We start from the raw sequence: 26,027 nt of genomic DNA, 5'->3' as shown, positions 1-26,027 counted from the left end.
CATGTCGCTGCCGCCGCTCTCGCCTGAACAACTCGTCAAACCGCGCCATTTCGAACTGCGTATGAGCCTGATCTTCGCGACATTGTTCGTGTCGCTGGGAACGCATGTGCCTTATTTCCCGCTGTGGCTGCATGCCCAGGGTTTCCACGCCGAGCAGATCGCCATCATCCTGGCGGCGCCGATGTTCCTGCGCGTGGTGACGACGCCGCTGCTGACCGCGCTGGCGGACCGGGCGAAGGACAGGGCCGATGTCTATATTGCGCTGGTGGCCGCGACGATGGTGCTTTCCGCCGGCTATTTCCTCAACCCGACCTACGCCATGGTGCTTGCCGTATCGCTGGCGCTGACGGTGGTGTGGACGCCGCATTCGCCGATCGCCGATTCGCTCGCACTGTCGGGTGTGCGCCGCTTCGGCTCGAACTACACCGCGATGCGCAAATGGGGCTCGATTTCCTATCTCTGCGCCAATGTCGCAGGCGGCTTTATCCTCGCCTGGACGAGCCCGCAGGCCGTGCCGGTAATCATCTTTGCGGCATTGTCTGCCGCGCTCGTCGCCGGATTGCTGGCGCCGCGGCTTGGCCGCCCGCGCCGGGCTTCGCCGCTATCGGCCGCCGACATCCAGCATCAGGCGCCGAGCCTTCTCAATCGGTATTTCCTGTATTTCACCCTCGGCGTCGGCATCATCACCGCCAGCCATGCCTTCCTCTACGGCTTTGTCTCAATCTACTGGAAATCGGTCGGCATCAGCGATTCCGTCGTTGGCCTGCTGTGGGCCTGGGGCGTGGTGGCCGAGGTCTGCATGTTCGTGTTTTTCAACCGTATTTTTGCCTCCGTCTCAGTCGTCAAGGTGATGCTGATCGCCGGCGTCGGCTCCATCGTGCGCTGGATCGCCTTTCCGTTGATCTGGCCACTCGGGCTTGGCGTTGCCGGTTTCTTCGGCGTGCAGACCCTGCATTCGGTGTCGGTGGCGATGGTGTTGATCGGCCTGCAGAAGATGATCGGCGAAACGGTTTCGGAAGAACGCACGGGTGCGGCGCAAGGTATTGCCTATTTCTTCAACGGCTTCTTCATGGCGGCGGTGACGTTGGCGTCCGGCCCGCTTTACGAGCGCTACGGCGTCGACGGCTTCCTGGCGATGATCCCGATCGCCATCGTCGGCCTGGCGCTGATCGGGCTCGCCGCGCGTTCAGCCCCACAGCATCCTGTCAGGCGGTGACACCAGCGACCCCTGGTACACGAGGCCGGGCTGGCGGTCGCGGGCAAGCAGCAGCGGACCGTCGAGGTCGACGAAGTCGGCGCCTTGCGCCAAAAGCACTGCCGGCGCCATCGCCAGCGACGTGCCGACCATGCAGCCGACCATCACGCCGAATCCCAGCTCCCGGGCGCGGTTGCGAAGGGTAAGGGCGGCGGTCAGGCCGCCGGATTTGTCGAGCTTGATGTTGACGGCGTCATAGAGGCCGACAAGCGTTTCGAGGTCCTTCGCCTCGTGGACGCTTTCGTCTGCGCAGATCGGCACCGGATGCGCGATGTGGCGCAGGATGGCATCATGGCCGGCGGGAAGCGGCTGTTCGATCAGGGCTATGCCATGTTCGGCGGCGAAAGCGAGATTCTCGATGATGTTGGCATCGATCCAGCCTTCATTGGCGTCGAGGATGATGCGGCTGTCGGGCGCCGCTTCGGTCACGGCGCGGATGCGGGCCATGTCGTTGTCGCCGCCAATCTTGACCTTGAGCAGCGGCCGCCCGGCATTGGCGCGGGCTTGCGCCGCCATTGCCTCCGGCTCGCCCAGCGACAGCGTGTAGGCCGTCTCCAGCGCCGACAAGGGCACAACGTGGATGGCGTCCGCGACCGCAACGCCGCTGATCTTGGCCTCCAGGTCCCACAAGGCGCAATCGATGGCGTTGCGGGCAGCACCCGCCGGCATCGCATCGAGCAGTTCCTTGCGGCTGATGCCGCCTTCTATCTGCCGGCGCATGGCCTCGATGGCGTCGCGCACCCCCTCCATGGTCTCGCCATAGCGCTTGTAGGGGACGCATTCGCCCCATCCGCGATTGTCCCCATCACTGATCGTGCAGGTAATGACTTCGGCTTCGGTCTTCGACCCGCGCGAGATGGTGAAGGTGCCGGCAATGGGAAAACGCTCGGCCTCAACCGAAATGACACGCGCCATAATTTTCTGCTCCGGCTATGCGACAACGCGTCGTCGGCAAATCGACAGGTACGACCCGTCAGGCTAAACAGGACGCCATGTTGACCATCGGCAAACGCGACGCAAGCGGCAACGCCGCCAAGGAGGCCGACCACCAGCCCCGCGTTGCGGTCGGCGAGGAGGGCGGCGTCCTCGGCTGCGCTTTCTCCGGCATCTGGACGACGACGACAGTGGCGCTGATCGACGCCGAGATGCGCAAGATCGAGCAGCGCAAAGGCTTCCAGACGCTCGCTTTGGATCTTTCCCACATCGAGAAGATGGACACCGCCGGAGCCTGGCTGATCGATCGCCTGGTCAGTGTCTTCGAAAAGAAGGGTGTCGAGATCAAGATGCAGGGGCAAAGCGATGTCGCCTCGATCCTGCTCGGCGCCGTTGGCGAAGCTGTCCGGCGCGAGCCCGAATCGCGCGGCGTCCGGCGCCCCAACATCATCCTCCGCGGGCTGGAGGCGGTCGGCCGCCGCATCTATGAGATGCGCGACGATTTCCTCGCCTCGATGAACATCCTCGGCGCCACCATCGGCGGCGCCCAGATGAAGCTCGGGCGCGGCCATGCCATCAATCCGGCGGCGATCTTCAACCAGATCGATCGCATGGGTGTCGGCGCCATCCCCGTGGTGGTGCTGATGTCGGCGATCGTCGGCGCCATCGTCGCCCAGCAGGGCGCCTACCAGCTCAACTATTTCGGCGCCAACATTTTCGTTGTCGATCTGGTCGGCGTGCTGATCCTGCGCGAGCTCGGCGTGCTGATGACCGCCATCATGATCGCCGGCCGTTCCGGCAGCGCCATCACCGCCGAGATCGGCTCGATGAAGATGCGCGAGGAGGTCGACGCGCTGAAGGTCATCGGCCTCAACCCGATCGGCGTGCTGGTGTTTCCGCGCCTGGTGGCGCTGGTGATCGCGCTGCCCTGTCTCACCATCGTCGCCAATTTTGCCGCTCTTGGCGGCGGCATCCTAGCCGCCTGGCTTTATTCCGGTATTGCGCCGACGGCCTTCATCGACCGGCTGCGCGGCGCGATCGATATCAGCACCATCTTCGCCGGGCTGATCAAGGCGCCGTTCATGGCCATGATCATCGGCACCATTGCTTCCGTAGAAGGCATGAAGGTCGGCGGCAGCGCCGAATCGCTGGGTCTGCACGTCACCGCCTCGGTTGTGAAATCGATCTTCGTTGTCATCATCCTCGATGGCCTTTTTGCCATCTTCTACGCATCGATCGAGTTCTGACATGATGCGCAGAAACTCAAAGGCGACCAAGGCTGTGCAGGGAATGGAAGAAGACGATATCGTGCTGTCGGTGCGCGACATCACCGTTGCCCTGGACGACAAGCTGATCCTCGACAAACTGGCGCTCGACATCAAGCGCGGCGAAATCCTCGGTTTCGTCGGCGCCTCGGGCGCCGGCAAATCGGTGCTGCTGCGCACGATTCTCGGCCTGCTGCACAAGCAGTCCGGCACGATCAAGCTGTTTGGCCTCGACCTCGAAAAGGCCAGCGACATCGAACGGTTGCGCATCGATATGCGGCTTGGCGTGCTTTTCCAGCACGGCGCCCTGTTTTCGGCGTTGACCGTGCAGGAAAACGTGCAGGTGCCGATGCGCGAATATCTCGATCTGCCGAAGAAACTGATGGACGAGCTGGCCTTGCTCAAGATCGAACTGGTCGGCCTGCCGCCGGACGCCGCGCAAAAATTTCCCTCGGAGCTTTCGGGCGGCATGATCAAGCGCGCCGCCCTGGCGCGGGCGCTGGCGCTCGACCCCGACATCGTCTTCCTCGACGAGCCGACGTCCGGCCTCGACCCGATCAGCGCGTCCGAATTCGACGAACTAGTGGTCAAGCTGCGCGATACGATGGATCTGACGGTCTATATGGTGACGCACGATCTCGACACGCTGTTTACCGCTTGCGACCGCGTGGCGGTGCTCGGCAACAAGAAAATCCTGGTCGAAGGCACGATCGACGACATGCTGAAAAGCGAAGAACCGTGGGTCAAATCCTATTTCCGCGGAAAACGCGCTCGGCAACTTGATCTTGCCGCGCGCGCATAGACATAAGTGGGGCAATGGAAACCAGAGCCAACTACGTAATTGTCGGCATTTTCACCCTGGCTGCAATCCTGGCGGCGTTCGGGTTCGTCTATTGGACCGCCCAGATCGGTGATCGCGGCGAGACGGCGGAGCTGCGCGTGCGCATTCAGGGTTCGGCCTCCGGCCTCGGCCCCGGCAGTCTGGTGCTGTTCAACGGCGTCAAGGTCGGGGTGGTCAAGCGCGTCTATTTCGACCGCAATGACCCCAATGCCGCCATTGCTACGACCGAGATCGACCAGACAACGCCGCTCACCAAATCGACGCAGGCCGATATCGGCATCGCCAGCCTTGCCGGCCAGGTCAACATCGAATTGAAGGGCGCCGATCCAAAGGAACCAAATCTCCTGGAAGAGGCGGCAAAGGAAGGCAGGACCGCCGAGATCGTCGCCAATCCATCGGCGGTCACCAACCTGCTGCAGACGGCGCAGAATATCTTCACCCGTGCCGACAAGGTGCTTTCCGAACTCGAAGGTTTCACCAGGGATGTGCGCGGGCCGCTGACCCAGACCGTCAAGAACGCCCAGACATTTTCCGATGCGCTGGCCAGGAATGCCGACGGCATCGACAAGTTCCTGACCGCCGTCAGCGCGCTGTCGGATGAGCTGAAGGGTGTTTCCGGCAAGCTCGACGGCACGCTGAAGGCTGCCGAAAGCCTGCTCAATGCCGTCGACAAGGACAAGATCAAGAGCATCGTCGCCAATGTGGACGCCGTCACCGCCAATCTGAAGGAGACCAGCGAACAGCTCGACGGCGTGATCAAGAACGTCGATACCGCGGTCGGCTCGGTCAACGATTTCGCCACGCGCACGCAAGGCACGCTGGCCAAGGTCGACAATGTGCTCGACGGCATCGATCCGGCGCAGGTGCGCGTGGCGCTCGCCAACATTCAGAAGGCCAGCGAAAATGCCAACAAGGCCGCCGCCGACATCGCCAAGGTGACCGACAAGTTCGCCGACCGGGCCGACGACATCGACGAGACGATCAAGGACGCCAAACAGCTTGCGTCGCGCCTCAACGATGCCTCGGTGCGCGTCGACGGCATCCTGAAAAGGGTCGATACGCTGCTCGGTTCGGGCCAAGCCGACGGCGTCATGGCCGATGCCAGGGACACGCTGAAGTCGTTCAAGCAGGTCGCCGACACGCTGAACGCCCGGCTTGGCACGATCACCGACAATATTGCGCGCTTCTCGGGCCAGGGCCTGTCGAATGTCGAGGCGCTGGTCCAGGACAGCCGGCGTTCGATCAGCCGCATCGAAGAGGCGGTGACCGATCTCAGCCGCAACCCGCAGCGCATCCTGTCGGGCGGCGACGGCGAGGTCCGGCAGTTCGATGGCAGGGCACGGCGTTGACTTCCGTGCCCGCCCGCAGCAATTACATGGACCGCGGATGCGGATTCATCATACGATCCGGGGACAGTGGGGATCACGCGTGACGTTCGGGTTGGGTGGGTATAGATCGGCAGTCGTTTTGCTTGGCCTGACGCTGGCTGGTTGCGCGGCATTGGGAGGCAAGCCGGCGCCACTCGATACGTTCGAGCTGTCCGCCCCGTCGATCGACGCGCATGGCCACAGCCGCCGCCAGATCCTGATCGCCCAGCCATCCGCGCTCAAGGCGCTGGACAGCCAGAACATCGTCATCAAGCCGTCAGATCGCTCGATCCAGTATCTCAAGGGCGCGCAATGGGCCGACCGGCTGCCGCTGATCGTGCAGGCGAGGCTCGCCGAAACCTTCCAGCGCTCCGGAAGCTTTGCCGGCGTCGGCAAGCCGGGCGAGGGGCTGGCGATCGACTACCAGGTGATCGTCGAGATCCGCTCCTTCGAAGTCCGCGTCAATGGTGGCGAGCATGCCGAGGTCAATCTCTTCGTGCGCATCCTGAACGACCGCAACGGCGAGGTGCGCGCCTCGAAGAGCTTCACCGCATCCGCTCCCGTCTCGGGCAGCGGCAATCCGGCCTATGTCAACGCGCTCGACAGCGCCTTCGGCGAGGCGGCGAAGGATGTTGTGGGCTGGACGGATTCGGTGATCTGACCGAACCCGGCGAGGCGCTTGAGACCCAGGAATCTTAGCCGCCTGCCAGACGGTTGGTGACCAGTTCTGCCTTCATCCAGTGGGTTTCACTCTGGACATGTCCTGCCCGTACATATTTGCCCATGCGAATGGGCATGTCTGCCTCAGCAAATGCTTTGGCAACCCTAGCCACAAAGCCTTCTTGCTTGGCCTTATCCAGGGACGCAGCCAGATCATCGAAGAGGTTGGGGCTGAAAGGCCCACGATAGAGCGTGGGAACAGGAGTGATGCCCAGTTCCTCAAACCGGGCCAGGGTCAAATCCCACGGTTGAATCTCGGTCCCGATGATCCATGCAAAGCCAAGAAAAAATGACGGCAGCGCATCATACGCAACCGAATGTCGGGCATAGAGGTTCTCGCCGACAATCCGTTCATCGTCAGCAAGTTGCGGTAAAACATTTGCTGCAAATGCCTTCAGCCAGTCTCGGGATGGATGATAACGGCTATCGGGACTGCGCGCGTGAGAGCCATCGCGATGAAGGGTTGTGTTCTCTCCATCCATCTTCTCGGTGACCACAAGATCAGCCACCCTTAGTCCTTCAAGCGACGCCATGACCTTGTCGTCGCTGGTGGCTCCGACCGATATCGGCAGATGAAAGGTGCGACCGTATTTCCTCATGCTGGAGGCATAGCTTGCAGTCCATCGCGCCAGCAAGGGCAGCCTGAGTTCTTTGCGCTCGTCATTGTTCGATCCATGACAAACGAAAAAGGCGGGAAATTTCCCGCCTTTTTCATTTTGATGCAGCAATCGTAGCTAGTGCAAACGGCCGCTCGCATGGGCCAGCATGGTGTAGACCTTGCCGGTGTCCGACGTCAGGTAGGTCTGCGCCATGATGTTGTCGCGGTCGTTGCGCGAGACGTCCTTGAGCAGCTTCTCGAAATCGTCGCAGTAGCGGTCGACGGCGGCGCGGAACTCCGCCTCAGCCTGATATTTGCGGCGGATTTCGTCAAAGGTCTGCTGGCCCTTGAGCGTGTAGAGGCGGCGCGTGAACACGTCACGCTCGCCGCGCCGGTAGCGGTTCCACAGCTCGATCGAGGCGTCGTGGTCGATCGCCCGGGCAATATCGACCGAGAGCGAGTTGAGCGACTCCATGACATGCAGCGGCGAGCGCTGGGCGGGAGTTGCACGCGGTGCTTCCGCGGGCGCTGCCGGCCTGGCGACTTCCTCCTCGCGCGATGCCCCGGTCAGGAGATCGCGCACCCAGCCGCCTTGCGGCGTGCGGGCGTTGGCGTCGCGCTGGCGCGGTGCTTCGGCAGGGCGTTCGATATCGAGCGTGCCACGCAGGCCGCCGAGCGGCGCCTGCGGAGCAGGGCGCTCCGGCTGTGGCGCCGGCGGCGGGCGGCGTACCGGCTCGGCCGGGCGCTGCACTGGCGCCTGCGGCGCCGGGCGCAGGGCGCGCGGTTCGGCATTGTCGCCGCCGCGTCCCGATTTCGCAACGATATCCGAAAGTTCCTTGAGCGCGTTGATCTGCTCGGCAACGGCACGGCGGATCGCCGAGGTCGATTCCTTGGCCTCTTCCGGCATCTCGATGACGCCCTTCTTGAGCTCGGCGCGGGTGAGGTCGAGCTCGGTCTTGATCGAGCTTGCGGTGCGCCGCATCTCCTCGGTCGCATCGGCGAACCGGCTGGTTGCCGAATCGACCACTTCCGTTATGGCGATGCGGATCTTGTCGGCTGATGCCAGCGTCTTGCCTTCGGCATTCTGCATCGTCTGGCCGACAAGGTTTTCGAACGAACGCATCACCTTCTCGAGGTCTTCCGACTTCTTGACCAGGCCGACGGCGAGATCTTCGAGCGACGATTGCCGCTCAAGCGTGTGCTCCAGATTGCTCTGCGCCGAGCTCAACAGATCCGAAGCCGAGGACAGCAAGCGGCTGTGCTCGTCGAACTTGGTGGCGATCGAGGCCACTTCGCGCAGGGTCGACGACGACAGTTCGGTAAGCCGCGTCGTGTTCGAATCGACCAGGCGTGCCGAGCTGGCGAAGGTCTGCGCGGCCTTTTCGGTGGTTGCCGCGAAGCTTTGCGTGCTGCCGCTCAGACGTTCGTCAACCTGGCCGAGGTTGATCGCCGCCTGTTCGATCAGCTCACCAAGCTGCGAGCTGGAGACGCTCATGCGGCCGATGAGGTCGGCGACGCTATCGGCGAGCGACGAGCGCGCGCCTTCGACGGCCGACAGCGTTTCGGCGGTGCGGCTGGCGAGCGCGTTGACGAGGGCGGCATTTTCGCTGCGCAGCTTCTCGGTCGCGCGTTCGGTGACCTCTTCCATGCTCTTTTGCAGTTCCGAGCCGCCCTGGGCGAAGCGCTCGACCAGCGGCCGCGCGGTTTCGTCCAGGATCTTCGCCATCTCGGCCGAACGCGCCGCCAGCATCGTGTTGAGCTCGCGGGTATTGGTGCCGATGGTCTTGGCAGCGTCGTTGGTGCTCTGGCCGATGTGCTGGCCGACTGCGGTAAAAGTCTCCGCAATCGTGTTGGCGCGCGAGATCAGCTGAGCTTCTGCGCTGGAAACCTGCTCGTTGAGCTTCTGGCCCATCGTCTCCGTCGTATAAAGAAGGCGGTTCTCGACGCTGGCGACCTGTTCCTCGACGCGCGAAGCTGCAGACGCAACGCTCGCGGCCAGCCGCTCGTCGGCGCCGGCAAGAGCCTGCTCCATCTCGCGGGCGTGGACGGCAAGTTCTTGGCCGGTCTGGCGTGCGCGTTCGGCAACGCGCTGCTCGGTGCTGGCGAAGGCACCGACGATGTTGTCGGCATGCTCGCCGATCGTCGACGTGGAGTCGGCGATGCGCGACACCAGGCGGTGATCGGCCTCGTCGAAGATGCGGCTGATCTCGGTGGCGCGTGCCGACAGCGCGTCCGAACCCTCGGCAATGCGCGAGATCAGCTGCTGGTCGGCGGCGTCGAAGATGCGGCCAAGGTCCGAGGCGCGGGCGGCCAGCGCTTCGGCGGATTCGCCGATGCGCATGCTCAGCCGCTGGTCGGCGCCCTCGAAGTTACGCAGGATGTCGCCGGCGCGGTCGGCCAGCGACTGCGCCGTCTCCACCGCGCGCGCGACCAGCTTCTGGTCGGCGGCGTCGAACGTGCCGGCGATCTCGCCGGCGCGGGCAGCCAGCCGTCCGGCCGTTTCTTCGGCGCGGGCGAGCAGCGAGTTCGACGTCTCGTCATGTCGGGCAAGCAGCACGCTCGTTGTGTCTTCGGCGCGAGCAAGCAAGGCATTCGTCGTATCCTCGGCGCGAGCAAGCAGGGCGCTCGATGTGTCCTCGGCACGTGCGTGCAGACGGCGATCCGCGTCCTCGAAGGTGCGGGCGATGTCCTCGGCCCGGGCCAAAAGGGCGGCCGAGGTCTGCTCGGCACGCTCGGCGATCTTGCGGTCTGCGTCGCTGAAGGCAGCACCGGCCTGTTCGTGCAGCGCGCTGGTGACTTCCATGACCTTCTCGCGGAGCGCGCCGGCAACGAAGACGGCGCTCTTTTCAAGCACGCTGCGGACATTGTCGACACCCACCGACAACGCGCGCTCCATGGTTCCGGCGCGCTCTTCGATGATGCCGGTCTGCTTGCTGAAGGCCTGCTCGATCTTCTCGACATCGGCAGCGATTGCCGCCGAGATATCGGTGCTTCTGCCGGCAATCTGGTCGATATGGCCCGACAGCGAGCGGTCGACATCCTTACGTATGTCGGCGAGCTTTGCCAGATCGTCTTCCAGCGCCTGGGTCAACATGTTGCGGCCTTCGGCCAACTTGCCGACATGGCCGGCGATGATGTCGTCGACCTCACCGCGGCTTGCCGACAGCTTCTGCAGGTCGGCTTCCAGCGCACGTTTCAGGATGTCTCGGCCCTCGGCCAGCTTCTCGACCTGGCCTGCGACCAGTCCGTCGATGCTCGACCGGCTCTCGGCCAGCTTGGCGAGGTCGTCCTCGAGAGCCTTCGACAGCGTCGCGCGATCCCGGACGAGCTTGTCGCTGTGACCCTCGATCAGGCTGTTGACATTTTCCAAATCCGCTTCCAGCACCCGTGCGAACTCGCCACGGTTTTCGCTCAGCTTCTGCGACTGGTCGGCAATGGCGCTCCTGATCGCATTGAGATCGGCTTCGAGCGCCCGTGTGAGGATGTCTCGGCCCTCGGCGAGCTTCTCGACCTGTCCGGCGACCAGCCCATCGATGTTGGAGCGGCTCTCCGCCAGCTTGGCGATGTCGTCTTCCAGTGCCTTTGAGAGCGCCGAACGGTCCTGGACGAGCCTGTTTTGATGATCGGCCATGATGCCGCTGACATTGTGCAAATCGTCCTGAAGCGCCTGGGATAGCGTCGAACGATCCTGGACAAGCCGGCTCGAGTGGTCGGTGATCAGGCTGTTCACATTCTGAAGGTCATCCTTAAGCGCCTGGGATAGCGTCGAACGATCCTGAACAAGCCGGTTCGAGTGGTCGGCGATCAGGCTGTTCACATTCTGCAGATCGGCCTCCAGTGCCTTGGAAAGCTGACCGCGCTCTTCCGCCACCTTGTCGGAATGACCCGCGATGGCGCCCTTGATGGTGTTGAGGTCGGCTTCGAGCGCGCGCTTGAGGATATCGCGGCCCTCGGCCAGCTTCTCGACCTGGCCGGCGACCAGCCCGTCGATGCTCGACCGGCTCTCGGCGAGCTTGGCGAGGTCGGCCTCGAGCGTCTGTGACAACAGGCCACGATCGTCGGCAAGCCGGCTCGAATGGTCGGAGAGCAGGCCTCTGATGCCGGACAGGTCGTTCTCCAGCGCCTTGCTGAGTTCGGTGCGATCCTCGGCCAGTTTCGCAGAGTGGTTCTCGATCACGCCCTTGATGCCGATAATGTCGTTTTCGAGCGCCTTGGTCAGGATGGCGCGGCCTTCGGCGATCTTTTCAACCTGGCCGGCGACCAGCCCGTCAATCGAGGCGCGGCTGTCGGCGAGCTTGCCGAGATCGGCTTCCAGGGCGCGCGACAGAATGTTGCGGCCTTCGGCCAGCTTACCGACATGCCCGGCGACCATTTCGTCAATGATCGTACGGGCTTGCACAAGTTTTCCGGAGTCTTCATGCAAAGCCTGGTTGAGCCGGTTGCGGCCTTCTTCAAGCCGCTCGAGATGGCTGCCCAGCGACGCGTCGATGGCGGCGCGCGACTCGTTGACCTTGCGCAGATCCTCTTCCAGGGCGCGCGAGATCAGGTTGCGGCCTTCGGCCAGCTTCTGCACCTGGTTCGTTACGGCCGCATCGATGCCGGCGCGGCCCTCGGCGAACTTCGCCAGGTCCGCCTGCATGGCAGCCGCCATGCGTTCGCGGCTTTCGGACAGCTTGCGGCTGTGGTTTTCGACGGCGTCCTCGATGCCGACACGGGCATCGGCAAGACGCTGGATGTCGGTGTCGAATGAGCGCGACACGACATGGCGGGCGGCTTCCATCCGGCCGGCGAAATCGCTGGCGCGGGCTTCGAGCATCGACGAGGTCGACGAGACGATGTCGGCCATGTCGGCGCCGATCTGGGTCTTGCCCTGATCGATCATGGCCGACAAATGATCCTTGCTCTCGGCAAAGGTGTGGGCGATCTCGCGGGCGCGCTCGACCAGCGTTTCGTTGATCTGGCGGGCGCGCGCCTCGAGCGCGGCGTTGAGCTTCTGCGTGCCGGTATCGAGTGCTTCGGCGCGGGTCTGGAATTCGCTGATCAGCGCCTGGCCGCGCTCGGCCAGCGTCCGCTCGATGCCGTTCAGGCTGGACTCGAATTCCGAGCTCAGGGTGCGGGCGGCGCCGCCGAGCAGCGACACCATACCGGTGGTGCGGTCGTCGAGCAGGTCGGTCAGCGACCGGGTCAGGCCGTCTGTGGTGTCCGTCAGCTTGGCGATGCGGGTGTCGAGCAGCGAAGCAAAGGCTTCGCCCGATGTCGACAGCCTGTCGGTGATCGAATCCAGCCGGGTTTCGACGGAATCGAAGATCGACATCGAGCTTTCATTGATGCGGTCGATCAGCGTGTCGCCGGAATTCGTGATCGTCATCGACAGCTTGGTCGACGCGTTGAGGATAGAGTCGCGAATAATGTCGGAGGCCGCGCCGATCTCGTCCTTCAGCGTTTCATGCGCGCCGGTGATCGAGGCGCGCACGCGCTCGGCATGAGTGACGACGGCTTCGCGCTCGCTGCCCAGCCCGTCGACCAGCGACCGGATGCGCGATTCATTCTCCGAATAGGAGCGTTCGATCTGGTTGACCTCGCTGTGGACCAGCGTTTCGAGTTCGACGGCGCGCGCCAGCGTGCGCTCGATGCCTTCGCCCATCGCCGCCACTTCACGGCGAACGGCCTGGCCGATCATCATCACGCGATCCTGGGCGAGGTTTTCCGGCTCCGCCAGACGGAAAGCCACTTCCGTCATCGACTGCGCGGCAATGCGCATTTCCTGCGCGCGGCGGATCATCGCCGCGAAGGCCCAAAACAGGACGACCGGTATGATTGCCGCGATCGCCAGGCCGATCAGTTCAGGGCGGGCCAGGATTTGATCGAATGTACGAATTTTCCAGATGCTGGGGCCAAACAGCAAATTGGCAAGGCCGCCGGCGCCGGCGATCCAGGCCAGCGACACGAACGCCACGACCCAATAGATCGTGCTAGACGCGCGCCGGTTGAGGCTGTGCAGCAGCGTCTTGTAATCTTTTTGGCGGTCATCGTTTGCCGGCTTGAAGCCGGCTGGCTGAGCGCTGTTGCGCGATTCGACCGGGCGCAGCTCGGCGGGCTTGGCTGCCGGCTTCGCACTCTGGTTTTGTTGGACGGGCGCGTTTTGAGCGGGGGCGGGCTTCTGGGGGCGGCCTTCGCGCGCCAGTTCGTCCGCGGCCTGCGATATCTGCGCTTCCAGATCTTCCATCGACGCCGCGATATCGAGATCGCCGCTGCCGTCTCCGCTGAGATCGAGGTCTAGTGCCTTTTCGAGTTCCCTGGCTACGTCGCTGTCGAGAGTTCTGGTCGTCGTTGGTTTCTTCGCCATGCCTTCGCTACCCTGTACTAGCTGCCGAGGGACTTCTTATTTTTGCCTGATTCTGGCTCGTCTTATCCCACGCAGGAGGCTAAAAATGGACCTTCGTATCGTAATGACACACAGGGGTAAAGAAAACATGCATTCCGCGAGATACGTAAAACTTTAAATATAAGGTTAACGACAACGTGATCTAACCGCCTCAGCGGCAACAATTTTCCAGCCCATTCATTAACGCGTTGGCGACGGAAATCGCTTAGTTTTTTCGGCGATCGGCACAAGGAGTTTCAAATTGGTACGCGGTGAAAGCGGCATTGCCTTCTCAATGCCGGGCGGCGATGCGTCGGGACCGGCCCGTTCGCGCCCAGTGGATCTGGCCCACCTGGCCCGTCAGACAATGGGCGATCGCGCCCTCGAACAGGAGGTATTGGCACTGTTCGTACAGCAGGCGCTTTCCGTCCGGGACAGAATAGTCGATGCCGACGTCAGGGAGCGACTGCTTCTGGCGCATGGGCTGAAAGGTTCGGCGCGCGGGGTCGGCGCCTTTGCCATCGCCGACTGCGCCACCTCGATCGAACAGCAGCCGGAAGATGCGCGCATCCTCAAGCGCCTCGGCGCCCTGATCGAGGAAGTGCGCGATTTCATCGCCGCCATCAGCCGGTAATGGCTGCCGCTCGGCAGCGGCCACCGGGATGAATCGACGGGGCCAGGGCGTGCTTTGGCCACCTTTCCGAAAAAACGTCACAAAGCGGCGCTTTCGCGCGGCAGTTGACTTGTCCGGCGGAGTGATTATCTCGGCTGGGACTCCCTTCAGGTGACAAATGACCAAGCTGACCTTCATTGCCCATGACGGCACTCCTTTCGATGTCGAGGCCGAAAACGGCTCGACCGTCATGGAGAATGCGATCCGCAACGCGGTGCCGGGCATCGAGGCAGAATGCGGCGGCGCCTGCGCCTGCGCGACCTGCCATGTCTATGTCGACGAAGCCTGGACGGCCGAGGTCGGCGAGCCGGAGGCGATGGAAGAGGACATGCTGGACTTTGCCTATGACGTCCAGCCGAACTCGCGCCTGTCCTGCCAGATCAAGGTGCGCGACGCGCTTGACGGCCTCGTCGTGCGCGTGCCGGCTCGCCAGGGTTGATCTCCCGTAGCATCTGATTTTTCCCGCCGCCGCTTGGCAGCGGGCCAATGCTCATGCAGTCTCGCGCCAGTTTCGCCCCAGTCTGACAATGAGGCTCGCCTGGCATGACCGATGTAATCAAGACGGACGCACTCATCGTCGGGGCGGGGCCGGTCGGCCTGTTCGCGGTGTTCGAACTCGGCCTCTTCGACATGAAGTGCCATCTGATCGATATCCTCGACCGGCCCGGCGGCCAATGCGCCGAACTCTATCCGGAAAAGCCGATCTACGACATTCCAGGCTGGCCCTCGATCTCGGCGCAAGGGCTGGTCGACAGACTGCTGGAGCAGATTCACCCGTTCAAGCCGGATTTTACCTTCAACCGCATGGTCTCCAGCCTGGAAAAGCTGGACGACGGCTCATTTCGGGTCACCACCGACGAGAACGAGGTGTTCGAAGCCAAGGTGGTGGTGATCGCCGCCGGTGGCGGCTCGTTCCAGCCCAAACGGCCGCCCATTCCCGGCATCGAGGCCTATGAGGGCAGGAGCGTCTTCTATTCGGTGCGCCGTATGGAGGAATTCCGCGGCCACGACCTCGTCATCGTCGGCGGCGGCGATTCCGCACTCGACTGGACGCTGAACCTGCAGCCGGTGGCAAAAAGCGTGACACTGGTCCACCGGCGCGCGGAATTCAGGGCGGCGCCCGACAGCGTCAACAAGATGTATGCCATGCAGGAGATGAAGCAGCTGGAGTTCCGGGTCGGCCAGGTGAGCGGCCTGACCGGCGCCGACGGCGAGCTGGCCTCTGCTACCATCAAGGGCGGGCCTGACGGCGACATCGAGGTGCCGTGCACGCGCATGCTGCCGTTCTTCGGCCTGACCATGAAGCTCGGCCCGATCGCCGAATGGGGGCTCAACCTTCATGAGAACCTCATTCCGGTCGATACCGAGAAATTCCAGACTTCGGTGCCAGGCATCTTTGCCGTCGGCGACATCAACTGGTACCCAGGCAAGCTGAAGCTGATCCTGTCGGGTTTTCACGAGGTGGCGCTGATGGCGCAGGCCGCCAAGCGCATCATCAGCCCCGGCGAACGCATCGTCTTCCAGTACACGACGTCGTCGACGAGCCTGCAGAAGAAGCTCGGCGTCGTGGAGTAGGTCCTACAGGGCTTTCCGGATCACTCCACCAGAACGACCGGCGCCTCGGCGTCGTCGCGGCCGCGCAGTGACTTCTCCGGCATCAGCGCCAGCGTGATCAGCGCCAGCACGAGCGTGACGGCCGCGGCAAGGAAGATCATCATGAAGGGCGTCGCCGAGACGATCTGTCCGGCAGCCGGCGCGCCTTCGCCGGCAAGCGGCAGGCCATAGCCGAGCGCGACGGCGCCGAGCATGGCGACACCGAGCGCGCTGCCCAGCGAACGCAGGAAGGTCAGCGCGCCGGTGGCAACGCCGAGATGCGCGCGGTCGACGGCGTTCTGCACCGATACGGTGGCGACCGGGAAGGTGGTGCCGCTTCCAAGGCCGATGCAGATGGTCAAGAGCTCGACCACCAGCAGCGAGGCGCGGCCGGCGACCAGGCTGAGCACGCCAAGACAGATAATGGCGAAGAGAACGCCGACCATGGCGATACGCTTGTAGTGGAAGAAGCGCGGTATCGTGCGGCCGCTGAACGTCGCGCCGGCGACCGTTCCGAGCAGCAGGCCGAGCATGGCAAGGCCCGACTGGCTGACCGACAGGCCGATGATCGACTGCAGATAGACCGGCAGGTACACCGACAGGCCGATATTGGCCGCCTGCAGCAGAAACATCGACGCCGTGCCGGCAAGCACGATCGGATTGCTCAGCACTTCAAGCGAAATCAGCGGCTCGGCCGCACGCATCAGCCTGAGCGCGAACGCACCCCAGAAGACCGCCGAACAGGCGAGCAGGCCGACGATCTCGCGGGAGACCCATGGATAGGCGCTGCCGCCCCAATTGAGGGCCAAAAGCAGCAATGCCGTCGCCACCACCAGAAGCAGCGCGCCCAGCGCGTCGATGCGATGCCGCTTTGCGGCGACCGGCAGTTTGCGCAGCGGCTTGTTGATGATGGCCATGGCCAAGATGCCGAGCGGGATATTGATCCAGAAGATCAGCGACCAATGCAGATGTTCGGCAAATCCGCCGCCGAGCAAAGGCCCGGCGATGCTGGCGACAGCCCAGGTGCCCGAAATCCAGGCGGCATAACGCGCGCGTTCACGCGGCGGCACCAGGTCGCCGATGACGATCTGCGCCAGGGCGAACAGGCCGCCGCCGCCCGCACCCTGGATCGCCCGGCCGACAACCAACACGAACATGTTGGGGGCCATGGCGCTGACCAGCGATCCCAGAAGGAAGATCAGGATCGCCGCATAGACGGTCGGCCGGCGGCCATAGACGTCGGAAATCTTGCCGTAGAGCGGCGCCATGGCCGTCGCCGTCAGGAGATAGCCGGTCACGATCCACGGCAGGTAGTCGGCATGGCCGAGCGAACGCCCGATGGTCGGCATGGCCGGCGCGACGATTGTTTGGTCGAGCGCCGCCAACAGCATCGACAAAAGGATGCCGGCGATGATGACGTTCTTCTCGCTTTCCGTCAGCGGTGCGGCGGGAGGCAGCCTAGCCGGCTTGTCGACAGCTTGGTCCATATCATTTCATCCATAAAGTTTGAGAGCGATTGCGCGGCGCCAAATGGCCGCTCCGCTACGCGCCGCCTCAATTGGTCTTGATCTGGTGTTTCGAAGCTCGCGCCTTGCCAGCCTGACATATCTTGCGAGCCTGACATATGTCGTCCCGTATAGGCCGATTTCGACCTATGCCCGAAAATTTTCTGGGGCTGGCCTCATGTTTCGGCAGAATTGGCTTGGTATCAGTCCGTGTTTCAGCCGGGCGGAAGCTGGCCCTTCTCGACGCGCTGCATGCGGTAGCGCAGCAGCCGCAGGATGCGGCTTTCGAAATTCACGCCTTCCACGCGGTCGAAGCGCAATTGGTCCTGGTCATGCCTGGCGAGTTCGGCCGCGGTGATCTGCGCCGCCTTCGCCTTTGCCCCGGCGCAGGTCTTTTGCGCAAAGCTCGCGTTCAGCGCGTCTTCGAGCAGACGGCCGTGGTTCTTGGCGATCTCGACATGACGCTCCTCATGGCGCTTGATGTCGGCCGACAGCGTGTCCCAGAACAGTCTGACATCGGGATCGGCCTTGCGCGGCCTGCGCCACTCCGGAAGGATGACCTTGACCTTGACGGTAACGGCGGCCTTGGCGATGCGGCAGGTGTCTGCGGTTTGCGCGTAGCCGATGCGGGTGGTGAACGCCATCTGGGTGGCGCCTGGATGCCGCATCCCGGTGCTTTTCACCTCGGGTCCATGCTTCGACAATTGCGTCTCGATGTCATCGAGCGTGCTGCCGCCGATGGCAAAATAGCTGTAAGTCTTCACCAGATTGGCAGCATTCGCCGGCAGGACGGTCAAAGCCAGCATCAGGGCGCAGAGCAGGGGTCGTTTCATCATGTTGCCTCTTCACTCACCTTGCTTTACGGCCGTTGCCGGCGCAACGGAATTGATCTTCCACCGATCACGCATCGTTGATGGATTGCAAGCGCTCGATGAGCCACATGCCAATGAGCCACATGCCAATGAGACACATGGTTGAAGGACAATGACGACAAGGCGATGGCAACTGGCGCATAAGTGCCATCTCGACCTTGGCGAGAAAGCCATTGTGGTCGGCATTCTCAACGTCACGCCCGACAGTTTTTCGGATGGAGGACTGTTCATCACGCCTGACCAGGCGGTGGCGCAGGCGCACCGCATGGTGGAAGAAGGCGCCGCCGTCGTCGATATCGGCGGGGAATCGACGCGCCCCGGCGCCTCGCCCGTGACGCCTGAAGAAGAGCAGGCCCGCATCCTGCCGGTCATCGCCGCGCTCGCCAGTTCAGGCGAAGCCCTGATTTCGGTCGACACCTATCGCGAGGAAACCGCGCGCCTCGCCGTCGCCGCCGGCGCGCATATCGTCAACGATGTCTGGGGCTTGCAGCGTGAACCCGGCATCGCCCGCGTCGCCGCCGAGACCGGCGCCGGACTGGTCATCATGCATACCGGGCGCGGGCGGCAAAAACTGCCCGACGTCATCGCCGACCAGTTTTTGTTCCTCAAGGCTTCGCTGGAAGTCGCCAGGCGCAGCGGCGTTGCGGACGATCATATCGTACTCGATGCCGGCTTCGGCTTCGCCAAGGAGACGGCTGAGGAAAACCTCGACCTGATGGCGCGGTTTTCCGAGCTTAAGGAGCTCGGTTTTCCCTTGATGGCCGGCACCTCCAGAAAACGCTTCATCGGCACCGTCACCGGCCGCGAAGCCGGCGCGCGCGCCGCCGGGACGGCAGCCACCAGTGTCATTCTGAGGCTGAAGGGCGCCGATCTGTTTCGCGTCCACGATGTCGCAATCAACGTGGACGCACTGGCGGTCGGCGATGCTATGCTGGCGCGCGAAAAGCCAGGACGCTGAGCCCAGGACAGTAAGAAATGTACGTCATCCGCATGAAGAACTGCGCCTTCTTTGCCCGGCACGGCGTGCTGGATGAGGAAGAGGCGCTTGGCCAGCGTTTTTATGTCGATGCCGAGTTGACGGTCGAGCCCAGCCGCCCGCTGGAGGATGATTCCATCGAGGACACCGTCAATTACGGCATCGCCTTCACGGTGATTGAAAAGATCGTCACTGGACATCGCCGCTTCCTGATCGAGGCGCTGGCGCTCGAAGTGGCGAAGGCGCTGACTTCACGGTTCCCGCAGATCAGGAAGGCCGAGATCACCGTGCGCAAACCCAACGCACCGGTGCCCGGCGTGCTCGATTACGTCGAGGTGACCGTTGTCTGGCCAGAGTAACAATAACACGGTCTATCTCAGCCTTGGCGGCAATCTCGGCGATCCCTCGGCCTCGATGGCGGCGGCGCTGCGCCTGCTCGACGCCGACGAGAGCACGCGCGTCGTCGCCGTCTCCTCACTTTACCGCACGCCGCCCTGGGGCAAGCTCGACCAGCCGGATTTCCTCAACGCCGCTGCCGAAATCTCGACCTCGCTGGCGCCAAGGGCGCTGCTCGACCTCTGCCTCGAGGCCGAGCGCAAGCTGAAGCGGGTGCGCGAGGAGCGCTGGGGTCCGCGCCTGATCGACATCGACATATTGGTGTTCGGCGACCGCACAATCCACGAAACCGGGCTGGAGGTGCCGCATCCCCGAATGGTGGAGCGCGCCTTCGTGCTGGCGCCCTTGGCAGAGATCGCGCCGGATCTGGCGGTGGGCGGCAGGAGCGTGACCGAGCGGCTCAGCGCCGTCGATACGTCAGGCATAGAGCGGCTGGCTTCCGGCCGCGATTGGTGGCTGGGTTAACCGGAGAAGCCGCCGCCATCGAGAAATGCCTGTTCGTCCGCCGTCGTCTCGCGGCCAAGCATCTTGTTCCTGTGCGGAAAGCGGCCGAAGCGCTGGATGATGTCGCGGTGCTCGATGGCGTATTTCACATACTCCGGCGCCCTGGCGGTGGTGAGCTCGACCGATCTGTCCTGGTCGGCGGGCAGTTCCGAATGTTCGTAGGGCAGGTACAGGAAGACGCGCAGGTTTTCTTCCAGCGAAAGGTCATGGCCGGCCGCAATCGCCTTGGCGGCAAAGTGCCGTGCCAGCGGATCGGTGGCGTACATATGGCCTGAGCCGCGAAAGCAGTTGCGCGGAAACTGGTCGAGCAGGATCATCAGCGCCAGCGAACCCTCGGCATGCTCCGACCATGCGTCGCACTCGCGCCGCGCGGCGGCAAAGTGCAGGTCGAGAAACCTGCTGCGGAAATCCGCGTCGAAGACGTCGTTCTTCTCGAACCACGCGTCTTCGCCGGCCTCGCGCCAGAATTTGGTGACGGCGAGCGCGCGCTCATCCGATGCGGTCATCAGCTTTCCCCCTGATCGGCGGGCTCGGGCTTGTGCAGCACGCCGGCCGTCTCTTCGTTCAGCGCCTGGCCGGGCCGGCGCGGTTGCGTCAGCGGCGTCGGGATCGGCGTGCCGGTATTGCCCCTGAGGAAACGTTGCCCGGCGCGGACGCCTTCGGCCAGCTGCGTCTCCAGTCGGGCATTGTCGCGCCGTCGCACATCCTCGATGACATCGGCGACATCTTCCGGCTCGACGCCCAAAACCTCGAGCGCGGAACCGCCGAAGACGAGGGCCGATTCGAAGGTCTCGCGCAGCTGGAAGTCGACCCCGGCGCGGATGAGCGACAGGGCGGTGCCGCGATCGAAGGCACGCGCCAGGACAGTCAGCAACGGGAACTCCGCCTTGATCAGTTCCGCCATGCGCACCGTGGCGTCCGGCTTGTCGACGCAGATCAGCACGGCGCGCGCGCGGCCTGCACCTGCGGCGCGCAGAATGTCGAGCCGCGTGCCGTCGCCATAGTAGACCTTGAAGCCGAAATCGGCGGCCGCCTGTATCATTTCGACATCATTGTCGATGATCGACACATCGATGCCGCGCAACAAAAGCGGCTGGCTCGCGATCTGGCCGAAACGGCCGAAGCCGATGACCAGCACGCTGCCGGTAAGGCCGTCGGCGATGTCGACGCCTTCAAGCGACTGCTCGTCGCGCGGCGTCAAATATTTGAGCGCAATGATGGCCAGCGGCGTCAGCACCATGGAGATGATGATGATAGCGGTCAGCGTTGCGTTGGCCCGGCTGTCGATGATGCCAACCGCCGCCGCGGCCGAATAGAGGACGAAGGCGAATTCGCCGCCTTGCGCCATGATCACGGCGCGTTCCAGCGCTTCACGATGACCGCTCTTCAGCATGCGGGCGACGAGATAGATGCCGAGCGCATTCATCGCCATGTAGGCGACGACATAGACGGCGATCAGCCGCCAGTTGTCGGCCACCACATGCAGGTCGAGCGACATGCCGACGGCGAGGAAGAACAGGCCAAGCAGGATGCCGCGGAATGGCTCGACGTCGGCCTCCAACTGGTGGCGGAAGGTCGATTCCGACAACAGCACGCCGGCCAGGAAGGCGCCCATCGCCATCGAGAGGCCGGAAAGCTGCATAACCAGCGCCGACCCCAGCACGACCAGAAGTGCTGCCGCCGTCATGACTTCGCGCGCCTTGGCGTCGGCCAGGATGCGGAAGAACGGGTTGAGCAGATAGCGGCCGGCCACCACCAGCCCGACGATGGCGCCAAGACCGATGCCGATTTCGGCCAGCCTCTGCTGCAGGGTCATCTCGGCGCCGCCCGGCGCCAGGAAGGCGACCAGCGCCAGAAGCGGCACGATTGCCAGATCCTCGAGCAGCAGGATGGACACGATGCGCTGGCCCTTGGGGCTGGCCATCTCGCCACGCTCTTCGAGAAGCTGCATGACGATCGCCGTCGAGGTCAGGACGAAGCCGGCGCCGGCAACGAAGGATTGCGCGATCGGAAAGCCGCCGGCGAGACCAACACCGGTAAGCAGCAATGCGCAGACGCCGACCTGCAGCGCGCCGAGGCCGAAAATCTCGCGGCGCAGGCCCCATAGCCGCGACGGCTGCATCTCCAGCCCGATGATGAACAGGAACATGACCACGCCGAGTTCGGCGACATGCAGGATGGCTTCCGATTCGGAAAAAATGCCAATACCGAACGGGCCGATGACCACGCCCGCGGCGAGATAGCCGAGGATCGAGCCCAGCCCCATGCGTTTGAAGATCGGAACGGCGACGACGCCTGCGGCAAGCAGCGCTACCACCTGAATGAGATCGCTGCCCGATGCTTCCGCTGCCATGCCTCTTGTCCCTGTGTCCGACAGCACTCCTTGCATGCACTGGGAGCGGGAGGCAAGGGCGGGAAGCCTGCCAGAATGGGTAGGGTGCCGTGGCAGCGATTCCCCGGTGGAACAACAGTCTGCGCTTGCCTGTCGGACGGCCGGTATCTATATCTGGCAAATGCCTGATTATTCGTCCCGGCCGTCGCCGCTGCCACATATCCCGATGGATGCGCTCAGCGAAGTTCTGCAAGACTTTCGCTTGAGTGGCGTCAACTATGGCCGCTGCGAACTCCGGCACCCATGGAGCATAGACTTTCCGCAACAACAACTGCTTCGTTTTCACTTTGTCGGCCAGGGTCCATGCTGGATTCACACCGAAGCGCAAGGCTGGCAGGAGTTGCGCGATGGCGATCTGGTGCTGCTGCCGCAAGGCATCGCCCATCGGCTGGCGAGTGCGCCGGACGTGGTGGGCGATTCGCTCGAGGGCTGCCAGGTGATCAAGTTGGGCGGCAACGTTTGCGAAGTGATACGGCAGGGAACGGGCGCGACAAGCACCCTTTTCTGCGGCTCCATGTCTCTCGGCTCCTATGCGCTCAATCCGTTGATCACGTTGATGCCGCCTCTCATCAAGGGTTGCGACGTGGCCGGCAATGACCCGATGGTCGGCCCTTTGCTGGCGGCCATGACGGTGGAGGCCGCGCAACCGCAGATGGGCAGCGCCACCATCCTGTCGCGTATGGCGGATTTGCTGACAGCCAGGCTCATACGCTGCTGGGTCAATTGCAACGGCGCCTCGACCATCGGTTGGCTTGCAGCCATCCGCGACCCCCATATAGGGCGCGCTCTGGCGGCCATGCATCGCGACCCCGGCCACAGCTGGACGCTGGGAAGCCTGGCCGGCGTGGCAGGCCAATCGCGTTCGATTTTCGCCGAGCGCTTCAGCGCGGTATTGGGGGAGGGCGCCGCACATTATCTCGCCCGCCTGCGCATGCAGCTTGCCCGCGAATTGCTGGGCCAAAACGGCTTGTCTGTTGCCGAAGTCGCTACCCGTTTGGGCTATGATTCCGAGGCGTCCTTCGCCCGCGCGTTCAAGCGCATCACCAATGTCTCGCCAGGCGTTGTGCGCCGCACAATTCCCGGACGAATGGATATGAATTTCGGATTTTAAGGTACATAACATCCGGGCGGACTCGCCTATCTAAGATCTCCAAACTGTGGAGATCTTCCCGTGACTGACACAACATTACAGCTTGAAGACGCCGCCATTGGCCTTGATGCCGATGCACCAGCCGCGTGGAGCGCGGCCACCTGGTTCGCGGTCCTTTCATTGGCGGCCACCAGCTTTGCCCTGGTGTCTGCCGAATTCTTGCCGGCAGGTCTGTTGACGCCGATGGCGCGCGATCTCGGCATCAGCGAGGGAACGGCCGGACAGGTCGTCACCGCCACCGCTTCCGTTGGCGCCGTGACGGCCATGTTGAGCAATGTTCTCATCGGTCGATTGAACCGCAAGGCGGTGCTGGTTGGCCTCATGGCCCTGGCGGTCGGTTCCAATATTCTTGCGGCGCTGGCGCCCAATTTCTGGCTGCTGTTGCTGGGCCGGGCCGGGTTGGGGATCGCTCTTAGCGCTTTCTGGGCACTTTCCGTTGCCGTCGTGGCGCGGCTGGTTGGCGCCAATGCGACAGGTCGCGGCATGGCGATCGTGACCCTCGGCGTCTCACTCGCCACCATTGCCGCGCCGTCGATGGGTGCGTTGATCAGTGACTGGCTGGGATGGCGCAGCGCCATGGCCATGACGGCGGGGCTGGCCGCGCTTGCCCTGCTGCTGCAGCTTCTCAGCCTGCCGACCTTGCCTGCGGCGGCAAGCAACAGCCTTGCAGACGTCTTTCGGCTGACACGGCGGCGTGGCATCCAACTCGGCATGCTTGCCATTGTTCTGCTGATGACCGGGCATTTTGCCGGCTCGGTCTATGTGCGCCCGTTCCTCGAACAGGTGACGCTCCTCACAACCGGGCCGATTGCCCTGGCGCTGCTCGGGTTCGGCATCGCCGCTGTGATCGGCAATATTGCCGGTGGTCGCCTGGCCGACACCAACATCCACATGGCCCTCGCAGTAACCGCCGCGTTGATGGCGTTTGCGGCACTCGCTTTGGTGCTTTGGGGCGCGCAAACCGGCGTTGCCTTCGGCTTTGCTACGCTGTGGGGCTTCGCCTTCGGCATGGCGCCGGTGGTGCTGCCGACCAATATGTCTCGCGCGGCACCTGATGCGCTGGAAGCAGCAGGCAGCCTGATGGTCACTTCCTTCCAGGTTGCCATCACCGTCGGTGCGGTTGTCGGCGGCTATGTCGTGGACACCTATGGCGCTACGGGACCTTTGACCCTAACCGCCGTCCTTGCCGCGGCGACGGCCGCACTGGCGCTGCTGCAGCCTCGTGGCTGAAACCTCGCTTCGTCTGACACGGGCGGCCTCAATCAGGCCGTCCGCGCCGTTGCAGCAGCGCTGCACAGGTTTATGCGCCGCACACGTTGCGTTTTGCCGCAATCGGCGGCTATGGGACGCCAGGCTTCGGCCGTTGGAAGGCAGCGACGATCAAGTTCTGCCTTCGTGAGGAGAATGACTGACATGAAGAAGTTTTTGCTCGTCGGCGTGGGTGTCGCCATGCTTGCCGCATCGGCCTGTTCGAAGGCGCCTGAATGCACGCAGGAAATCGCGGCCAAGAAGGCGCAGGAAATGACCGCCGCGCTGCAGGAAGCGATCACCAAGGATCCGACCAAGGCCGCCGACCTGACCGCCAAGGTGCAGGCTGTGACGACCAAATATCAGGGCGCCACCACGCCGGCCGACGCCTGCAAGGCCTATGACGAGCTGACGGCCTCCATCAAGGGCTGATTCTTCGTTCGGAAATTGAGAAAGGCGGTGGCTCGAGTAGCCGCCGCCTTTTTTGCTGGTGTTCTTAAAGCGCATCGCGCTGACACGAAGGACGGCCGGCACGCACAGGACCCTGACACGTTGGCCTTGCTGTGGCTTGGGCCGTCGGAGACGCTGACATCGTCGGTTGCGCGCCACATGTCCGGTCGCGGCAGAAAGGTGCCGCACCGAGCGGCCCGTGCTTGAGGAGCGCCGACCCGGCCGCAAGGTGGCCTGTCATTTCCCGACATCGAGCTGAGCGGAACAGCTCAGCTATCGCGCAGTGCAACCCCGTTCCGCGCTTTTTTCGGGGAACCGCTTGAGAGTCAGTTTTTGGCGATGGAGCCGACTTCGACGGCGTCGACGCGCTTGAGGCTCATGCCGATGACCGGCACCAGTTGCTGGTCGACGCGCACGGCGATAGTCACCGTCATCGAATTGTCGTCGGGAATGCGGGCCTGCATGACGCCGCGCAGCTGGTTGCGGTTGATAGTGAAGACGACTTTGCGGGCATCGACCACGTTGCCGCCGATGATGTCCAGGCCCGACCCCGCGGCGCCGCCCATGAAATTGCCCTTGTAGTCGCGGCCCTTGCGCTCGACGGTCGCCGACATTTTCTGGGTGAAGACACCGACGCGGCAGTCGCCATCGAGCGTCATGCCGGTCTTGTTGTCCGGCGTCGAGCCGTCGAAGCTGCAGGTGAACTTCGTGCCCTTGTATTTGCCGGCGATGATTTCGCCCGGGCCGACCCATTTGCCTTCAACGGTCCGGAAGAACTGCTTGTCGGGCTCGGCTGCAAAGGCTTTCCCGGTCGGGCCCAGAGGTGCTGCAAGCGCGACCAGGGGCAGGACGCAGGACAAGATTACGCTTTTCATAGACGACACCCGGCAACAAGGAGGCTGTTGTTGGACGACCATGAACAAGA

General features: G+C 63.5%; 22 protein-coding genes. 14 read left to right on the top strand and 8 right to left on the bottom strand.

All coding sequences use genetic code 11. The features are described 5' to 3' along the window. Position 1: 1 nt before the first annotated feature. Positions 2-1,216, top strand: a complete 1,215-nt coding sequence (locus tag NLY42_RS22985; protein WP_023754400.1) for an MFS transporter — start codon at positions 2-4, stop codon at positions 1,214-1,216. Here the strand turns inward: NLY42_RS22985 and dgcA are convergent. Further along, positions 1,187-2,170 (bottom strand): N-acetyl-D-Glu racemase DgcA, encoded by a 984-nt coding sequence (gene dgcA / locus NLY42_RS22980; protein WP_023690143.1) that lies wholly within the window; start codon positions 2,168-2,170, stop codon positions 1,187-1,189. The genes NLY42_RS22985 and dgcA overlap by 30 nt on opposite strands. Before the next feature lie 77 nt (positions 2,171-2,247). Between dgcA and NLY42_RS22975 the strand changes: the two genes are divergently transcribed. From NLY42_RS22975 to NLY42_RS22960, 4 genes are read left to right on the top strand one after another with little or no spacing between them, the layout of a single operon-like run. Continuing rightward, positions 2,248-3,435, top strand: a complete 1,188-nt coding sequence (locus NLY42_RS22975; protein ID WP_023708615.1) for an MlaE family ABC transporter permease — start codon at positions 2,248-2,250, stop codon at positions 3,433-3,435. Between the two features lies 1 nt (position 3,436). After that, a complete protein-coding gene (locus tag NLY42_RS22970) occupies positions 3,437-4,255 on the top strand; it encodes an ABC transporter ATP-binding protein (RefSeq protein ID WP_023684944.1) in 819 nt (272 codons plus the stop codon). A 14-nt stretch (positions 4,256-4,269) separates the two neighbouring features. After that, complete coding sequence (locus NLY42_RS22965; protein WP_023699351.1) at positions 4,270-5,643, top strand: MlaD family protein; 1,374 nt, start codon at positions 4,270-4,272, stop codon at positions 5,641-5,643. 37 nt (positions 5,644-5,680) lie between these two features. Further along, positions 5,681-6,322, top strand: a complete 642-nt coding sequence (locus tag NLY42_RS22960; protein WP_444849013.1) for an ABC-type transport auxiliary lipoprotein family protein — start codon at positions 5,681-5,683, stop codon at positions 6,320-6,322. 34 nt (positions 6,323-6,356) lie between these two features. On the opposite strand, the gene NLY42_RS22955 is transcribed toward NLY42_RS22960, so the two are convergent. Both NLY42_RS22955 and NLY42_RS22950 read right to left on the bottom strand, forming a co-directional pair. Next, positions 6,357-7,109, bottom strand: coding sequence for an RNA ligase family protein (locus NLY42_RS22955; protein ID WP_245263525.1), 753 nt, complete (start codon positions 7,107-7,109; stop codon positions 6,357-6,359). Positions 7,110-7,115: 6 nt separating this feature from the next. Further along, a complete protein-coding gene (locus NLY42_RS22950) occupies positions 7,116-13,325 on the bottom strand; it encodes an apolipoprotein A-IV repeat region-like domain-containing protein (protein ID WP_286488825.1) in 6,210 nt (2,069 codons plus the stop codon). Positions 13,326-13,638: 313 nt separating this feature from the next. Between NLY42_RS22950 and NLY42_RS22945 the strand changes: the two genes are divergently transcribed. The 3 genes from NLY42_RS22945 (at position 13,639) to NLY42_RS22935 (ending at position 15,591) form a co-directional block, all read left to right on the top strand. Beyond that, positions 13,639-13,977: an Hpt domain-containing protein gene (locus tag NLY42_RS22945; protein WP_023706163.1), complete on the top strand. Its 339-nt coding sequence runs from the start codon at positions 13,639-13,641 to the stop codon at positions 13,975-13,977. Positions 13,978-14,134: 157 nt separating this feature from the next. Further along, positions 14,135-14,455: a 2Fe-2S iron-sulfur cluster-binding protein gene (locus NLY42_RS22940; RefSeq protein WP_023707481.1), complete on the top strand. Its 321-nt coding sequence runs from the start codon at positions 14,135-14,137 to the stop codon at positions 14,453-14,455. A gap of 104 nt (positions 14,456-14,559) precedes the next feature. Continuing rightward, positions 14,560-15,591, top strand: a complete 1,032-nt coding sequence (locus NLY42_RS22935) for an NAD(P)/FAD-dependent oxidoreductase (RefSeq protein WP_023673506.1) — start codon at positions 14,560-14,562, stop codon at positions 15,589-15,591. 20 nt (positions 15,592-15,611) lie between these two features. Here NLY42_RS22935 and NLY42_RS22930 read toward each other — a convergent pair whose 3' ends face one another. Continuing rightward, positions 15,612-17,096: an MDR family MFS transporter gene (locus NLY42_RS22930; protein ID WP_023754921.1), complete on the bottom strand. Its 1,485-nt coding sequence runs from the start codon at positions 17,094-17,096 to the stop codon at positions 15,612-15,614. A 233-nt stretch (positions 17,097-17,329) separates the two neighbouring features. Next, positions 17,330-17,950 carry a DUF922 domain-containing Zn-dependent protease gene (locus NLY42_RS22925; RefSeq protein WP_031244661.1) on the bottom strand — a complete coding sequence of 207 codons (621 nt, stop codon included), beginning with the start codon at positions 17,948-17,950 and terminating at the stop codon, positions 17,330-17,332. A gap of 148 nt (positions 17,951-18,098) precedes the next feature. On the opposite strand from NLY42_RS22925, the gene folP reads away from it, so the two are divergent. From folP to folK, 3 genes are read left to right on the top strand one after another with little or no spacing between them, the layout of a single operon-like run. Continuing rightward, entirely contained in the window at positions 18,099-18,944 is an 846-nt protein-coding gene (gene folP / locus NLY42_RS22920; protein ID WP_023752194.1) for a dihydropteroate synthase, read from the top strand. Between the two features lie 17 nt (positions 18,945-18,961). Further along, positions 18,962-19,321, top strand: coding sequence for a dihydroneopterin aldolase (gene folB / locus NLY42_RS22915; protein WP_023673502.1), 360 nt, complete (start codon positions 18,962-18,964; stop codon positions 19,319-19,321). Continuing rightward, entirely contained in the window at positions 19,305-19,823 is a 519-nt protein-coding gene (folK, locus tag NLY42_RS22910; RefSeq protein ID WP_023685987.1) for a 2-amino-4-hydroxy-6-hydroxymethyldihydropteridine diphosphokinase, read from the top strand. The genes folB and folK overlap by 17 nt, the downstream gene beginning before the upstream one ends. Here the strand turns inward: folK and NLY42_RS22905 are convergent. Together NLY42_RS22905 and NLY42_RS22900 are read right to left on the bottom strand one after the other, a co-directional pair. After that, positions 19,820-20,368, bottom strand: coding sequence for a DUF924 family protein (locus tag NLY42_RS22905; RefSeq protein WP_023673500.1), 549 nt, complete (start codon positions 20,366-20,368; stop codon positions 19,820-19,822). The genes folK and NLY42_RS22905 overlap by 4 nt on opposite strands. Beyond that, positions 20,368-22,215 (bottom strand): monovalent cation:proton antiporter-2 (CPA2) family protein, encoded by a 1,848-nt coding sequence (locus tag NLY42_RS22900; protein WP_023715853.1) that lies wholly within the window; start codon positions 22,213-22,215, stop codon positions 20,368-20,370. Before NLY42_RS22900 ends, NLY42_RS22905 begins: the two co-directional genes overlap by 1 nt. Before the next feature lie 160 nt (positions 22,216-22,375). On the opposite strand from NLY42_RS22900, the gene NLY42_RS22895 reads away from it, so the two are divergent. The 3 genes from NLY42_RS22895 to NLY42_RS22885 all read left to right on the top strand — a co-directional run bounded on the left by NLY42_RS22895 (position 22,376) and on the right by NLY42_RS22885 (position 25,084). Next, the gene (locus tag NLY42_RS22895) at positions 22,376-23,365 is read left to right on the top strand and encodes an AraC family transcriptional regulator (RefSeq protein WP_023688656.1); all 990 of its coding nucleotides are present in this window, start codon (positions 22,376-22,378) and stop codon (positions 23,363-23,365) included. Positions 23,366-23,425: 60 nt separating this feature from the next. After that, on the top strand, positions 23,426-24,634 hold the full coding sequence (locus NLY42_RS22890; protein WP_023754919.1) for an MFS transporter: 1,209 nt from the start codon (positions 23,426-23,428) through the stop codon (positions 24,632-24,634). Positions 24,635-24,817: 183 nt separating this feature from the next. Further along, positions 24,818-25,084, top strand: a complete 267-nt coding sequence (locus tag NLY42_RS22885; RefSeq protein ID WP_023754918.1) for a hypothetical protein — start codon at positions 24,818-24,820, stop codon at positions 25,082-25,084. Positions 25,085-25,428: 344 nt separating this feature from the next. Here the strand turns inward: NLY42_RS22885 and NLY42_RS22880 are convergent, their stop codons facing one another. Then, complete coding sequence (locus NLY42_RS22880; RefSeq protein WP_023673495.1) at positions 25,429-25,977, bottom strand: hypothetical protein; 549 nt, start codon at positions 25,975-25,977, stop codon at positions 25,429-25,431. Positions 25,978-26,027 lie beyond the last annotated feature (50 nt).

Origin of the sequence: Mesorhizobium sp. C372A (assembly GCF_030323245.1) — a bacterium.
Classification (GTDB): Bacteria; Pseudomonadota; Alphaproteobacteria; order Rhizobiales; family Rhizobiaceae; genus Mesorhizobium.
This window is presented reverse-complemented; position numbering and strand designations above follow the sequence as displayed.

What these genes read in the sequence shown, in the direction of transcription:
- NLY42_RS22905 (WP_023673500.1), bottom strand. Translation starts at nt 20,368, where the DNA reads ATGACCGCATCGGATGAGCGCGCGCTCGCCGTCACCAAATTCTGGCGC.
- NLY42_RS22885 (WP_023754918.1), top strand. Translation starts at nt 24,818, where the DNA reads ATGAAGAAGTTTTTGCTCGTCGGCGTGGGTGTCGCCATGCTTGCCGCA.
- NLY42_RS22985 (WP_023754400.1), top strand. Translation starts at nt 2, where the DNA reads ATGTCGCTGCCGCCGCTCTCGCCTGAACAACTCGTCAAACCGCGCCAT.
- NLY42_RS22930 (WP_023754921.1), bottom strand. Translation starts at nt 17,096, where the DNA reads ATGGACCAAGCTGTCGACAAGCCGGCTAGGCTGCCTCCCGCCGCACCG.
- NLY42_RS22950 (WP_286488825.1), bottom strand. Translation starts at nt 13,325, where the DNA reads ATGGCGAAGAAACCAACGACGACCAGAACTCTCGACAGCGACGTAGCC.
- dgcA (WP_023690143.1), bottom strand. Translation starts at nt 2,170, where the DNA reads ATGGCGCGTGTCATTTCGGTTGAGGCCGAGCGTTTTCCCATTGCCGGC.
- NLY42_RS22960 (WP_444849013.1), top strand. Translation starts at nt 5,681, where the DNA reads ATGCGGATTCATCATACGATCCGGGGACAGTGGGGATCACGCGTGACG.
- NLY42_RS22940 (WP_023707481.1), top strand. Translation starts at nt 14,135, where the DNA reads ATGACCAAGCTGACCTTCATTGCCCATGACGGCACTCCTTTCGATGTC.
- NLY42_RS22925 (WP_031244661.1), bottom strand. Translation starts at nt 17,950, where the DNA reads ATGATGAAACGACCCCTGCTCTGCGCCCTGATGCTGGCTTTGACCGTC.
- NLY42_RS22975 (WP_023708615.1), top strand. Translation starts at nt 2,248, where the DNA reads ATGTTGACCATCGGCAAACGCGACGCAAGCGGCAACGCCGCCAAGGAG.
- NLY42_RS22970 (WP_023684944.1), top strand. Translation starts at nt 3,437, where the DNA reads ATGATGCGCAGAAACTCAAAGGCGACCAAGGCTGTGCAGGGAATGGAA.
- NLY42_RS22880 (WP_023673495.1), bottom strand. Translation starts at nt 25,977, where the DNA reads ATGAAAAGCGTAATCTTGTCCTGCGTCCTGCCCCTGGTCGCGCTTGCA.
- NLY42_RS22900 (WP_023715853.1), bottom strand. Translation starts at nt 22,215, where the DNA reads ATGGCAGCGGAAGCATCGGGCAGCGATCTCATTCAGGTGGTAGCGCTG.
- NLY42_RS22965 (WP_023699351.1), top strand. Translation starts at nt 4,270, where the DNA reads ATGGAAACCAGAGCCAACTACGTAATTGTCGGCATTTTCACCCTGGCT.
- NLY42_RS22935 (WP_023673506.1), top strand. Translation starts at nt 14,560, where the DNA reads ATGACCGATGTAATCAAGACGGACGCACTCATCGTCGGGGCGGGGCCG.
- NLY42_RS22895 (WP_023688656.1), top strand. Translation starts at nt 22,376, where the DNA reads ATGCCTGATTATTCGTCCCGGCCGTCGCCGCTGCCACATATCCCGATG.
- NLY42_RS22945 (WP_023706163.1), top strand. Translation starts at nt 13,639, where the DNA reads ATGCCGGGCGGCGATGCGTCGGGACCGGCCCGTTCGCGCCCAGTGGAT.
- folB (WP_023673502.1), top strand. Translation starts at nt 18,962, where the DNA reads ATGTACGTCATCCGCATGAAGAACTGCGCCTTCTTTGCCCGGCACGGC.
- folP (WP_023752194.1), top strand. Translation starts at nt 18,099, where the DNA reads ATGACGACAAGGCGATGGCAACTGGCGCATAAGTGCCATCTCGACCTT.